Annotated in this window: 11 protein-coding genes; 7 read left to right on the top strand and 4 right to left on the bottom strand. The window is 69.1% G+C overall.

Annotated features, from left to right (window positions below; translation table 11 throughout):
- Positions 1–56: 56 nt before the first annotated feature.
- The 6 genes from Q0Q47_RS24700 to Q0Q47_RS24675 all read left to right on the top strand — a co-directional run bounded on the left by Q0Q47_RS24700 (position 57) and on the right by Q0Q47_RS24675 (position 7,165).
- On the top strand, positions 57–1,082 hold the full coding sequence (locus tag Q0Q47_RS24700; RefSeq protein ID WP_293866382.1) for a carbohydrate ABC transporter permease: 1,026 nt from the start codon (positions 57–59) through the stop codon (positions 1,080–1,082).
- The gene (locus Q0Q47_RS24695; protein ID WP_293866379.1) at positions 1,083–2,300 is read left to right on the top strand and encodes a carbohydrate ABC transporter permease; all 1,218 of its coding nucleotides are present in this window, start codon (positions 1,083–1,085) and stop codon (positions 2,298–2,300) included. It abuts the gene before it with no gap.
- Positions 2,301–2,305: 5 nt separating this feature from the next.
- Entirely contained in the window at positions 2,306–2,842 is a 537-nt protein-coding gene (locus Q0Q47_RS24690) for an ester cyclase (protein WP_293866376.1), read from the top strand.
- Positions 2,843–2,859: 17 nt separating this feature from the next.
- Positions 2,860–3,834 (top strand): nuclear transport factor 2 family protein, encoded by a 975-nt coding sequence (locus tag Q0Q47_RS24685; protein WP_293866373.1) that lies wholly within the window; start codon positions 2,860–2,862, stop codon positions 3,832–3,834.
- Between the two features lie 77 nt (positions 3,835–3,911).
- Entirely contained in the window at positions 3,912–5,039 is a 1,128-nt protein-coding gene (locus Q0Q47_RS24680; protein ID WP_293866370.1) for a cobalamin-independent methionine synthase II family protein, read from the top strand.
- A gap of 149 nt (positions 5,040–5,188) precedes the next feature.
- Entirely contained in the window at positions 5,189–7,165 is a 1,977-nt protein-coding gene (locus Q0Q47_RS24675) for a methyl-accepting chemotaxis protein (RefSeq protein WP_293866367.1), read from the top strand.
- A gap of 21 nt (positions 7,166–7,186) precedes the next feature.
- Here the strand turns inward: Q0Q47_RS24675 and Q0Q47_RS24670 are convergent, their stop codons facing one another.
- The 3 genes from Q0Q47_RS24670 to Q0Q47_RS24660 form a co-directional block, all read right to left on the bottom strand.
- Positions 7,187–8,629 carry a UdgX family uracil-DNA binding protein gene (locus Q0Q47_RS24670; protein ID WP_293866364.1) on the bottom strand — a complete coding sequence of 481 codons (1,443 nt, stop codon included), beginning with the start codon at positions 8,627–8,629 and terminating at the stop codon, positions 7,187–7,189.
- A complete protein-coding gene (locus Q0Q47_RS24665) occupies positions 8,626–9,846 on the bottom strand; it encodes a putative DNA modification/repair radical SAM protein (RefSeq protein ID WP_293866361.1) in 1,221 nt (406 codons plus the stop codon). The genes Q0Q47_RS24670 and Q0Q47_RS24665 overlap by 4 nt, the downstream gene beginning before the upstream one ends.
- Positions 9,847–9,968: 122 nt before the next feature.
- Positions 9,969–11,468, bottom strand: coding sequence for a mannitol dehydrogenase family protein (locus Q0Q47_RS24660; protein WP_293866358.1), 1,500 nt, complete (start codon positions 11,466–11,468; stop codon positions 9,969–9,971).
- A gap of 146 nt (positions 11,469–11,614) precedes the next feature.
- Between Q0Q47_RS24660 and Q0Q47_RS24655 the strand changes: the two genes are divergently transcribed.
- The gene (locus Q0Q47_RS24655; RefSeq protein ID WP_293866355.1) at positions 11,615–11,830 is read left to right on the top strand and encodes a CsbD family protein; all 216 of its coding nucleotides are present in this window, start codon (positions 11,615–11,617) and stop codon (positions 11,828–11,830) included.
- A gap of 43 nt (positions 11,831–11,873) precedes the next feature.
- Here Q0Q47_RS24655 and Q0Q47_RS24650 read toward each other — a convergent pair whose 3' ends face one another.
- Positions 11,874–12,275, bottom strand: coding sequence for a hypothetical protein (locus tag Q0Q47_RS24650; protein WP_293866352.1), 402 nt, complete (start codon positions 12,273–12,275; stop codon positions 11,874–11,876).
- Positions 12,276–12,609 lie beyond the last annotated feature (334 nt).

Below are 12,609 nucleotides of genomic sequence, written 5' to 3'. Positions count from 1 at the left end.
AACGCTGCGGGTCGTGGCCACGCGACCCGCAGCCCCTTCGCCCAGGGACATCCTTCATGAAGACGCGCACCTTCGCCGCCTTCGTCGCGCCGTCCCTGGCGATGATGCTGCTGTTCATCGCGCTGCCGCTCGTCAGCGTGCTTCTGCAAAGCACGGAGAACACCCGCCGCATCTTCAAGGAGGAACTCGTCGAGCGTTGCACGCCCGGCTTCCCCGCGCCGACCTGCGAGAAGGAAAGGCGGCAGATGCCGGTGATGGACGCCAGCGGCAATCCGGTCACCGAACGCGTCTTCGTCGGTCTGGAGAACTTCCGAACCCTGCTCAAGACCGAGCAGATCGCCGGCATGATCGCGGAAGGCCGGTCGCTCTGGCAGGCCATCTCCGCCGTGGACTTCTACCGGGCGCTCGCCTTCACGCTGATCTTCACGTTCATCACCCTGCCGCTCGTCATCGGGGTCGGCCTCGCCATCGCCATCGCCCTGAACGCGACCGTGCAGGCGATCCGCGGCCCGATCATCTTCATCTCGCTCCTGCCGTTCATCATCACGCCCGTGATCGGCGCGCTGTCCATCCGCTGGCTCTTCACCGGCGACGGCCTCATGACGGCGGCTCTGAGACACCTGGTGGGGCAGGACGTCTCGCCCTTGTCAAACTCCTGGTCGATCGCGCTCTTGATGATGCTCTACCGCGTCTGGCACGTCGCGCCCTTCGCCTTCGTGATCTTCTACGCGGGGCTGCAGACGCTGGACAACGACACCGTCGATGCGTCGGTCGTCGACGGCGCGTCGCGCTTCGAGCGCCTGCGCTACGTCGTTCTGCCCCATCTCGCGCCGCTGATCCTCTTCGTGGCGCTGATACACCTCATGGACGCTTACCGGATGTTCGACGAGGTGGTGGGCTTCGCCAGCCAGGCCTACGTCATCTCGCTGCAATGGCTCACCTTCGAGCTGCTGATGCCCGACAACACGGGCAACCGCGCCATCGGCCGCGCGTCGGCATCCGCCGTGCTGACCATGATCGGCATCGTCATCCTTCTCGTGCCGCTCATCCGTCGCACCTGGCGTGACCAGAAGGGGCGGTGAATGATCTCGCAGAGCTCTCTGGCCCGCCGCGTGCCGTTCAGCCTCCGTGCCCTGACACTGGGATTCCTGGCGCTGTGGATCGTCATCGCCCTGTTTCCGCTCCTGTGGATCACCGTGATGTCGTTCCGACTGCCGGTCGATGCGCTCGCCTCCAACCCGCTGACCGTCCTGCTGGGGCCGCGGACACTGGCGGCAGGCGAGGGGCTCTCGATCCTCGACGCGCTCCTGTCGGTGGCCGTGTTCTTCGCGGTCGTCCGCGTGATTGCGCGCCAGGCCTCCCCGCTGGCCGCGCGGTTGTCCCTTGCCGAGAGCCCGGCGCTCGGTTGGCTGTTGTCCGGCGCACTGCTCGGGATCGCGGCGCTGGTCGTCCTGGCGGGGCTCCTGCCGCCGGCGCTTCGGCTCGCGGCGTGGCTCGTGCGCCCGATTCCCGGGGTCGGCATGCTGGCCGAACCGGTCATCGGCTTCACCGCCCGCCACTATGTCGCCGTGTGGGCCGGGCACGGGTTCTGGCGCAATTTCGTGAATTCGCTCACGGTCACCGCCGGCGTCGTCACGATCTCTCTGACCTTCGGCACGCTGGCGGGCTATGCCTTCGCCCGCAACGGCTCCCGGCTCGCGTTTTTCCTCCTCATCGCCGCCTTGATCTTCCGGGCACTGCCCAACTCGACGCTGGTGGCCGGCTACCTGCCGTTCTTCGTGCGCAGCCGCGAACTGCTCCAGCCGTTGTGGGACGCGCCCGTGCTCGGTTCGGTCCTGTCGCTGTTCGCGGAGCATCCGCCCACGCTCTACGGCAAGCCGATTGCCGTCATCGCGGCGCTGGTCGCGATCAACCAGCCCTTCACCATCTGGATGCTGCGGTCGTTCTTCCAGACGGTGCCGTCCGAACTGGACGAAGCCGCGCGCGTCGACGGCTGCTCCCATTTCGGCGCATTCCGGCGGGTCATCATGCCGGTGATGTGGCCCGGCGTGATCACCACGGGGCTGTTCTCGTTCCTGCTCGCCTACAACGACTATCTCGTCTGCGCGCTCCTGCTCGACGCGCAGTCGCAGACCATGGTCCCCGCCATCAGCCAGTTCTTCAACCGGGAGACCACGTCCACCGACCAGATCGAGGCGATCGCCGCCGCGGTGTCGATCACCGCGCCGCTCTTCCTCCTCGTGATGGTGTTCCAGAAGCAAATCGTGTCCGGCCTCACCGCCGGCGCCGTGAAAGGATGAAGACCATGGCCGGAGCCCGCCCGGAACAGGCCGCGCTGACGCGCGACAACGACCTCTCGAAAACGGCCGAGACCCAGCGCGTGATCGAGGGCATGGTCGACGGGCTGAACGACCACAAGATCAACGGCATCGCGGACTTCTTCCATGAGGCGTTCCGCTGGATGGGCAATGCCGGCTGCGGGACCAAGAACGGCCTGCGCGAGTTCCAGGACAACTGGCAGCGGCCCTTCCAGGCCGCCTTCTCCGACAAGGTGGCGATCGACGAGGCGCGCATCTTCCAGGGGGAGTGGGGCGCCTGCTTCGGCGCCCAGCACGCCATCCACTCGGGCGAGTTCATGGGCATCGCGCCGACCGGCAAGCGGGTCGAGATCCGCTACATGGATTTCTGGAAGGTGGTCGACGGCAAGATCGTCGACAACTGGGTGATGGTCGACTTCCCCCACGTCATGCGCCAGCTCGGCGTCGACCCATTCAACGGGCACGGGTGGGAGGAGTACGATGCGGGCCGCAAGGTGCCGCCCCGCCCCAACCACGACAAGTGAACGCAGGACAGCCGCAAATGGCACTCGAAGGCTTCGATCCCCGCTGGAAGGATTTTCCGGACTACATCCTCGGCATCACCAGGGAGATCTGGGAAGACCGCGGCATCGCCACGCTGCACCACTACTATGCGCCGACGATGCCGGTGCGCTCGCCGGGCTCCATCGTGCTGGGCAACCAGAACGTCATCGGCGCGACCATGGCGACGCTGGCCGAGTTCCCCGATCGCCAGCTTCTGGGCGAGGACGTGATCTGGTGCGGCGATCCCGTCGGCGGCTTCCTCTCCTCCCACAGGATTCTGTCCACGGCGACGCATGCGCGCGACGGCGTGTACGGTGCGGCCACGGGCAAGACACTGCGCTATCGCGTCATTGCCGACTGCGCCGCCCGCAACAACCAGATCTTCGACGAGTGGCTGGTACGCGACCAGGGGGCCATCGTGCGCCAGCTCGGCTGGGACCCGAAGGCCTATGCCGCCGACCTGATCGCGCGCGAGGGTGGGCCCGAGCGCGCCACCAGGCCGTTCACGCCCGACATGGACGTCGACGGCGGCTACCACGGAACGGGCAACGGCCACCCGGTGGGGCAGCGCTACGCCGACATCCTGTCCCGCATCATGGGGGCGGACATCGCGACGGTCGCGCGCGACTACGACCGCGCCGCCCAGGTCGAGATGCCGGGCGGCGTCACCGGCCACGGCTGGAGCGACACCGACCGCTTCTGGATGAGCCTGCGGGCGGCCCTGCCCAATGCGCGCTTCGAGCTGCACCACGTCATCGGTCTCGAGGAGACCGGGTTTGCTCCGCGTGCCGCGATCCGCTGGTCACTCACCGGACGCCACGAGGGATGGGGCATGTTCGGCGCGCCGACCGGCGCCGACGTGCACGTCATGGCCATCAGCCATGCCGAGTTCGGCCCCTGGGGGCTGCGGCGGGAATGGATCCTGTTCGACGAGACGGCGATCTGGAAGCAGATCCTGCTGAAGACCGGCTGACGGCCGCCAAGCCCATCAAGCCACGACAATCCGGGCCCGGCGATGCTCCGCGCCCGCTAGGACCAGGGAGGCCCGCCTTGACCACCATCCGCACGACCCATGTCGGTTCGCTGCCCCGTTCGGCCCTCGTGGCCGACCTCCTGTTCGGACGCGAGAAGGGCCTGCCTTTCGACGCCTCGGCCTATGACGAGGTGATGACGCAGGCCACCCGTGCCATCGTCGCAAGGCAGCGTCAGGTCGGCATCGACATCCCGTCGGACGGGGAGACCTCCAAGATCTCCTACGCCACGTACATCAAGGACCGGCTGACCGGGTTCGACGGCGACAGCCCGCGCGACCCTCCGCAGGATCTCGACGACTATCCCGATTTCAAGATGCGCCTGGCGAAGGCGGGCGGGACACCGCAGTACCGCCGCCCACGGTGCGTGGGGCCCATCGCGGTGAAGTCGATGGAGCCGCTGCGCAAGGATCTCGACGCCATGACCTCCGCCATGGGCGCCGCGGGGTACCGCGACGGCTTCATGAACGCGGCGAGCCCGGGCGTCATCGCCCTGTTCCAGCCTTCCGACCACCACGCCTCGCTCGACGACTATCTCCGCGACCTCGCCGAAGGCATGCGCGCCGAGTACGAGGCCATCGTCGCCGCCGGTCTGGTGCTGCAGATCGATGCGCCGGATCTCGGGCTCGGGCGGCACATGATGTACAAGACTCTCGACGAGGAGGGCTTCGTCCGCCGCGCCGAGATCCATGTCGAGGTGCTCAACCACGCCCTGCGCAACGTCCCCAAGGACCGCGTCCGGATGCACGTGTGTTGGGGCAACTACGAGGGGCCGCATACGCGCGACATCGCGCTCGGCCGGATCCTGCCCGTGCTGCTGAAGGCCAGGATCGGGGGCCTCCTCTTCGAGGCCTCCAATCCGCGCCACGCGCACGAGTGGACGGTCTGGACGCAGCAGCGGACGCCCGACGACCTCGTGCTGATCCCGGGATGCCTCGACTCGACGACGAACTTCGTCGAGCATCCCGAGCTCGTCGCCCAGCGGCTGCGGTCGTTCATCGATGCGGTGGGACCGGACCGCGTGATCGCCGGAACCGATTGCGGCTTCTCGACCTTCGCCGGCTTCGGCGCGGTCGATCCGGAGATCGCCTGGACCAAGCTCTCCTCCCTCGTGGAAGGTGCCGCGATCGCCTCCAAAAGGGTCTGAACGCTCCCCACCCCAAGAAGAGCGGTGAATAGCGAAGGGCAGGCGACCGTCCGGTGGGCTGCCCCTCGCTTTCTGGACTGTGCGCATTAGTCCAGTTGTAAGCATTTTTGCGTAAATCACTCCGTTACATCGTTTCCGGGGTGATCCTCATGTTCCGTTTTCCCAAGGCCCTGCGATCCTTGAGCGCGCGCATCGCCGTTGCGGGCGCCCTGATCGTGTCGATCGTGGCGGCAGGGGTCGCCTGGAAAGCCTACGACGATGCGGACGCAGCGCTGCGCGCACGGGCGCAGGCCGCCCTCAACACCAATCTCAACCTCCTGCGAGACCTGCTGTCGCAGAAGGGTGCGCCCCGTCGCGAAGGGGACACGCTCTTCTTCGGCCAGGGGGCCGTGAACGGCGACTTCTCGAGCGTCGACCGGGTCCGCACCATCGCCGGCGGCGTGGCCACGGTGTTCATGGGCGACCTGCGCGTCACGACCAACGTGGCCAAGCCCGACGGCACGCGCGCGGTGGGCACGCGGCTCGCCCAGGGGCCGGCCTACGACGCCGTCATCAAGAGCGGCAAGCGCTATGAGGGCGAGGCCGACATTCTCGGCGAGCGCTACTTCACCATTTACGACCCCATCAAGGGCACCGACGGCAGCGTTCTGGGCATCCTCTTCGTCGGCGTGAAGAAGTCGGAATTCCTCGCCACCCAGAGCGAACTTCTCCGCGACATCGCCATCGCCGCTGTGCTGGCCACCATCCTCGGGCCGCTGCTGCTCGCCTGGATCGTTCGCCGCAGCCTCGCGCCGCTGCTGATCCTGCGACGGGCCATGGGCGGCCTGGCCGCCGGGGACCTGGTCATCCAGCCGCCCCCGCCCTCGGGGACGCCGGAGATCGACGACATGTCCGATGCCTTCGGACGCCTGCGTGCCGCAGCGGTTCGCCAGGATGCCCTGGAGCGCGAGGCCGAGCGCGAGCGCCAGCGTGGCGACAGCGAGCGCAAGGTCCGCGAGGAGGAGCAGGCGGAAGCCATGCGTCTCCAGGGCGAGGCCCACTCGGCGCAGGCCCGCGTCGTGGGAAGCCTCGGCGAGGCCCTGAACGAACTGTCGACCGGCAACCTGACCTACCGGATCACGACCTCGTTCCCCGGCGAGTACGACGCGCTCCGCGTCACCTTCAACGCGACCGTCGAGCGGCTCGCCGAAACCATGGGCGGGATCCAGGAGACGGCCATCACCGTGGCGTCCTCGGCGCGCGAAATCACCGCCGGCGCCGGCGATCTGTCCAAGAGGACGGAGGAGCAGGCGTCCTCGCTCGAGCAGACCGCCGCCACGACGGAGGAGCTCGCCGCCTCGGTCAAGGCATCGGCGGCCTCCTCGCGCCAGGCGGTCGATCTCGCCGAGGAGGCGATCACGGTCGCCACGCACGGCGGCTCCATCGTCACCAACGCGGTGGAGGCCATGGCCCGCATCGAGCAGGCCTCCTCCAAGATCACCGACATCACCTCGGTCATCGACGACATCGCCTTCCAGACGAACCTTCTCGCGCTCAACGCCGCGGTCGAGGCGGCGCGGGCGGGCGAGGCGGGCAAGGGCTTCGCCGTCGTCGCATCCGAAGTGCGCACGTTGGCCCAGCGCTCGTCCGAGGCGGCCAAGGACATCTCGGCCCTCATCAGCACCTCCACCTCGGAGGTCGCCCAGGGCGTAAAGCTCGTGCGCTCGGCCGGTGACGTCCTCGGCCAGATCGTCGACGCGTCGCGCCGGGTCGCCGGCACCGTGTCGGAAATCTCGACCGCCGCTGCAGAGCAGGCCAACGGCATCGACGAGATGAGCCAGGCCGTCGCCCACATGGACGACATGACCCAGCAGAACGCGGCGCTGGCCGAGGAAAGCGCGGCGTCGGCCGATGCGCTGGCCACGCAGATCGAGCAGCTGAGCGATCTGGTGTCGAGCTTCCGGGTGCGCGAGCATGCCTTGCGCGCCAGCAGCGTCAAGCCGACGCCGGCGCCGGCTGCCCGGCCGGCCGCGCGGGTGGCGATCAACGAGCCGAGCCGGCTTCGCAAGCTCGCCGAAGACGCCTTCGACACGGGTGGCCGCAAGACGGCGTCGAAGAAGGTGGCCGGCGGCTGGGACGAATTCTGACGAGGGCGGCGTCTGCCCGGCTCAGGCCGGGCGAGCCAGGGCCCAGGCCTGCGCGAGGTCGCGCACCAGGGCCTCGAAAGCCGCCTCCGCGGCCTCACGGTCCGGCAGGCGCAGCACGTAGGACGGGTGCGTCGTGACGAGGCCCCGCCGCCCCTCGGCGAGGTCCAGCACCTCGCCGCGGACGCGGGTGACGGCGACCGTGTGCCCGAGCACGGCTTGCGCGGCCGATGCGCCCAGCATCACGACGACGTCGGGTCGAACGAGCGTGAACTCCTGCTCCAGCCACGGCAGGCAGGCCCGGATCTCCCGCGCCTCGGGCTTCTTGTGGATGCGCCGCTTGCCGCGCGGCTCGAACTTGAAGTGCTTCACGGCATTCGTGACGTAGACGGCGTCCCTGGGCACGCCGGCCTGCGCCAGCGCCCTGTCGAGCAGGCGTCCGGCCGGTCCAACGAAGGGCCTGCCGGCCAGGTCCTCCTCGTCGCCGGGCTGCTCGCCCACGATCATCAGGGCCGCGTGCGCGGGGCCCTCGCCGGGCACCCCCTGGGTCGCGGGCTCCCACAGCGGGCACTCGCGGCAACCCTGGATCCGGTCGGCAAGCGCCGGCAGCCCGGGCGCCGCCGCTTCCGACCGTTCTGCGTCCTCGTCCACCAGCTTCGCTCCCCGCCGTGCCACCGGCAGCGTCGGCGCGGCCGCCACCATGGCGGCGGCCCGGCTCGGCGCCTCCGCCACGAGGTCCTGAATGAGTTGCGCCTCGGGCAGGTTCCGCCAGAACCGACGCGGCATCTCGGCCCGCATCGCCGTGGGATTGACCCGCGCGGGGTTGAAGACGCTCGCATAGTAGCGACGCCAGAGGTCCTCGAGGTCGTCCCCGGTCGGCGCGACCGCCCGGTCGACCCCGTCGCTGTACTCCAGCGCGTCGCCCGTCCAGCGCACGCAGCGCTCCGGGGTCAGGATCGTCCACAGGAGGCTGGCGAAGCGCCGGGCGAAGAACGGGGCCGCCGCCTCGACCACGTGGTGATCGGGCTCGTACCAGGCGATGAAGGCTTCGCCGTCCGGACCTTCGACGGCCCGGAAGCGCACGAAGGCGTGCATCTTGTGGATGTCGCGCCGCACCGCCTTCGCCAGGGCGCCGAGGCGCGCCACGTCGGGGTCGGAGGCCACCTGCGCGAGGCCCGGCTCGTCGACCAGCCGCCAGAGGATCCGGTAGATCAGGGCGAACCGGGCGGGCTCGCGATGGAGCGACGCCGAAGCGATCGTCGACAGGAAGGCGCGGGAGACCGCGGGGACGGGCCGCGACGAGGCCGTCGGGCCGCCCCCGGCCGGCGCGTCCTCGAACAGGCCGGGCTCGTGCCCTGCCACCGCGAACTCCACGTCCCTGGGCTCCACGCCCTGCCGGAGAAGGTCGCGTGCCGCGGCCCGGAAGCCCGAAAAGTCCGTCTCGGCGGCGAGGCGAACGCGGGTCATGGGGCGGCGAAGAGGTCCAGCTGGCGCGGGGCTGGCCGAAGCCTGGCGGCGAGGTCGGGCGCGTCGAGAAGCTTCGTCGGGCGGTGGTCGGGGAGAACCACGAAGGGCAGCGCCTTGCGCAGCGGCACCCTCAGGCGCGCCAGGTCGTCCGTGCGCAGGCTGCGCACCCGCCGCGACACGAGGATCCGGTCGACGGTCCGCACGCCGAGGCCGGGCACCCGCAGCAGGTCCTCGCGCGTGGCCTTGTTCACGTCCAGCGGAAAGCGCTCGCGGTGGCGGAGCGCCCAGGCGAGCTTCGGATCGATGTCGAGGTCGAGCATGCCGCCCTGCGCCCTGTCGACGATCTCCTCGACGTCGAAACCGTAGAAGCGCATCAGCCAGTCGGCCTGGTACAGCCTGTTCTCGCGCACCAGGGGAGCCGGCTTCAGGGGCAGCGCCTGGCTGGCGTCCGGAATGGGGCTGAACGCCGAGTAGTAGACGCGACGCAGGCGGTAGGACCCGTAGAGCGACGCGCTGGTGGAGAGGATCTGCGAATCGTCCGACCCGTCCGCGCCGACGATCATCTGTGTCGACTGGCCGGCCGGCGCGAAGGACCGCCCCTTGGAGCGTGGTGCTTCCTCGATCGTCGTGCGCAGGCGGCCCATGGCCTTGCGGATGTCCTTGATCTCCTTGCGGGGAGCCAGCGCCTGGAGGCTCTCGGGCTTCGGCAGCTCGACATTGACGCTGAGCCTGTCGGCCCACCGCCCGGCTTCCTCGACCAGCAGGGGATCGGCGTTGGGGATGACCTTCAGGTGGATGTAGCCGCGGAACAGGTGCTCCTCGCGCAGGGTGCGTGCCACCCTCACCAGTTCCTCCATCGTGTAGTCGGGACTGCGGATGATCCCGGAGGACAGGAACAGCCCCTCGATGTAGTTGCGCTTGTAGAAGTCGAGGGTGAGCTTCACCACCTCCTCGACCGTGAACCGTGCCCGCCGGACGTGGCTGGACGACCGGTTGATGCAGTACAGGCAATCGTAGACGCAGGCGTTGGTCAGCAGGATCTTGAGCAGGGACACGCAGCGTCCGTCGGGGGTGTAGCTGTGGCAGATGCCCGAGCCCCCGGATGAGCCCAGCCCCTTGCCGTCCCGCGAGTCGCGCTTCTGGCCGCCGCTCGAGGCACAGGACGCGTCGTATTTCGCCGCGTCGGCGAGGATCTCCAGCTTCGTCTTGATGTCCATGAGCCCAATGCAGGTCGCCGATGACGGGTCGCGACCGTACAGAGTTCCCTCTTTGTTCTCAAGCCGCGGCAGCTTGCGGCATGACGTCACGCGAAGACCGGGGAACCTTTTCGAAAGGCCGTTCAGCCGGCCGCCAGGGTGGCGGCCGCTCCGCGTGCTCCCTTGTCGGCCAGCAGGCGGGCCGCGGCCTCGACCGCGCCGATGAACGCCGGCTCGCGCGGAAGATCCGTGCCGAAGATGGCCTCGACCTGGAGAACGGCGCGGGCGCGCGCGGCAGCGTCCGGCCCCGCGCCCTCGATCCTGTCGCGCAGCTGCGCCGCCATCGGATCGCGCACGTCGATCGCCGCGCCCTTCTCGTCGACGCCGGAGACGTACCGGATCCAGGCGGCGACCGCGAGGGCGAGGCAGGGGATCGGAAGGCCCGCCGCGAGCCGCTCGCGGATCGTGAAGAGGAGACGCTGCGGCAGCTTCTGGGAGCCGTCCATGGCGATCTGCCACGTCCGGTGACGGATCGCCTTGTTGGCGAAGCGCGCGAGCAGTTGGCCCGCATAGGCGTTGAGGTCGACGCCGGCCGGCGCCTTCACCACGGGGACGATCTCGTCGGCCCACAGCCGCGCCACGAAGCGCGCGAACACGGCGTCTCCAACGGTGTCGGCGATCGTCTCGTATCCGGCCAGGTAGCCGAGATAGGCGAGCGAGGAATGAGCGCCGTTCAGCATCCGGAGCTTCATCTCCTCGAACGGGGCCACGTCGCCCACGAGCTCGACGCCGACGCGCTCGAAGGCGGGGCGCTCGCCATCGATGAAGGTGTCCTCGACGACCCACTGCCGGAAAGGCTCGTGCACCACCGGCGCCGCGTCGTACAGGCCGGTCGCCGTCGCGACGGCCGCGATGTCGGCGTCGGTGGTGGCCGGCACGATCCGGTCCACCATGGTCGACGGGAAGGCACCGTGGGCTTCGATCCAGGTCGCGAGGCCGGTCTCGCGCAGCGCGGCGAAGTCCACCACGAGATCGCGGACGAGGCGGCCGTTGTGCGGAAGATTGTCGCAGCACAGCACGGTAAAGGGCGGGAAGCCCGCGACGCGCCGACGCTCCAGCGCCTCGACGATGAGGCCCACCGCCGTCCGCGGCGTGCCGTGGTTGGCGAGATCGTGCACGATGTCGGGATGGTGCTCGTCGAGCCGGCCGGTCGCCGGGTCGTGGCAATAGCCCTTCTCGGTGATCGTGAGGCTGACGATGCGGGCCGCGCGGTCGGTCATCATCGCCAGCAGGTATTCGGGATCCTCGGGCGCCACGAGGCTCTTCTTGACGCAGCCGACGATACGGGCCGTCGCACCGTCGCCGTCGCGCTGGAGCGCGGTGTAGAGCGCGTTCTGTGGCGCGAGCTTGTCGCGCTGGTCGGGCCGTTTCAGGCTGACGCCCGCAATGCCCCAGTGCGCGAACTCCTGCGCGAGCACGTCTTCCACGTAGGTGGCGACGTGGGCCCGCACGAAGGCTCCGAGGCCCAGGTGGACGATGCCGAGCTTCATGCGCGCTCGGTCGTAGGTGGGACGTGTCACGCCGGCGCGGATCGCGCCGAGCGTCTGGTCCGAGAGTCGGGGGAGGTCGGCGGGAACGGTCACGATGGGCAGCTTCCAGGACGCACAGAAGGGCGCATCCTTACCAATCCGTGAGTGGCAACGCCACCCGGGGGGCGGAACCGAAGCTCGTGCTGAAGGTTGTTTGCGCGGCGGGGCCACTGGGGCCCTACGACGAAAAGGAGCACGCCATGGGTAGCACGAGCGACAAGATCAAGGGCATGGCGAACGAAGCCGCCGGCAACATCAAGCAGGGCGTGGGCAAGGCGGTCGGCAATGATCGCCTGCGCGCCGAAGGCGCCGCGCAGGAAGCCAAGGGCGAAGTGCAGCAGGCCGTCGGCAAGACCAAGGACGCTGCGAAGGACGTGGCCAATCGCGCCGCCGACGCCGTGAACCGCAAGCTCTGACGTTGAATTCGGCCGGCCCCGGCATGCCCGGGGCCGGCGACTCTCAGATTTCGAAGACTTCGACGGTTTCACCCTGCCGCGCCCGCTCGATCGCGGCGGCGAGTCCCTGGGCCGTGAAGGGGATTTCGATGGTGGCGGGCATCTCCCGCCGTTCGTTCGTCAGCCGCATGCGCTCGATGGGCATCAAGGCCAGCACGAACGGGATGTCCGCGAGGCGCGGCATGCCCGACAGCAAGGCCCACAATCCGTAGCCGTTCATGGGTGGCGCGCCGAAGGTGGCCACCACGACGTCGCAGGGGCCCTCCCTGAGGCGACGAATGGCGTCCGTTCCGCTCGTCACCCCTTCCGCGTCATAGCCCAGGTCCTGCAGGATCCTGACGGTCACGCCGAGGGTCATGCGATCGCGGGAAATGGCGAGGGCGGAGGGCGGCTGACCGTGCGACATGGCGGAACCCGGCGGACAGGATCTCAGGAACGATCCGGCTGGATGCGCACGCTCGAGACCCGCGCTGGTTGTACCAGTCGGCGGTTTACAAATGCTAAGTTACAGAATTGCATATTCCGGATTGCGGACCCTCGAACGAAGGGACCGTGCCGGCTGCTGCCGCAGCGTTGACCTGCCGCTCAGCTCACCGGTCGCGTCGCCGTCAGTTGGCGCGCGCCGATCCCGCGACGCTTTCGGGTGTGGCATCCGGTCGCGGCCGGATGTCGAGCGCCGCGGCCGCGGCGGCGAAGCCCTCCGCCGCCACGCGCGTGCCGTCGGCCGGGCTCGGCGAATG

Origin of the sequence: uncultured Alsobacter sp., assembly GCF_945952055.1 — a bacterium.
Taxonomy (GTDB): domain Bacteria; phylum Pseudomonadota; class Alphaproteobacteria; order Rhizobiales; family Beijerinckiaceae; genus Alsobacter.
The sequence above is the reverse complement of the archived record's forward strand: the minus strand, read 5'-3'. Positions and strand labels throughout refer to the sequence as shown.

Coding starts and splice junctions, on each gene's coding strand:
- Q0Q47_RS24665 (WP_293866361.1), bottom strand. CDS start 9,846: ATGGACATCAAGACGAAGCTGGAGATCCTCGCCGACGCGGCGAAATAC.
- Q0Q47_RS24700 (WP_293866382.1), top strand. CDS start 57: ATGAAGACGCGCACCTTCGCCGCCTTCGTCGCGCCGTCCCTGGCGATG.
- Q0Q47_RS24685 (WP_293866373.1), top strand. CDS start 2,860: ATGGCACTCGAAGGCTTCGATCCCCGCTGGAAGGATTTTCCGGACTAC.
- Q0Q47_RS24690 (WP_293866376.1), top strand. CDS start 2,306: ATGGCCGGAGCCCGCCCGGAACAGGCCGCGCTGACGCGCGACAACGAC.
- Q0Q47_RS24695 (WP_293866379.1), top strand. CDS start 1,083: ATGATCTCGCAGAGCTCTCTGGCCCGCCGCGTGCCGTTCAGCCTCCGT.
- Q0Q47_RS24655 (WP_293866355.1), top strand. CDS start 11,615: ATGGGTAGCACGAGCGACAAGATCAAGGGCATGGCGAACGAAGCCGCC.
- Q0Q47_RS24650 (WP_293866352.1), bottom strand. CDS start 12,275: ATGTCGCACGGTCAGCCGCCCTCCGCCCTCGCCATTTCCCGCGATCGC.
- Q0Q47_RS24670 (WP_293866364.1), bottom strand. CDS start 8,629: ATGACCCGCGTTCGCCTCGCCGCCGAGACGGACTTTTCGGGCTTCCGG.
- Q0Q47_RS24675 (WP_293866367.1), top strand. CDS start 5,189: ATGTTCCGTTTTCCCAAGGCCCTGCGATCCTTGAGCGCGCGCATCGCC.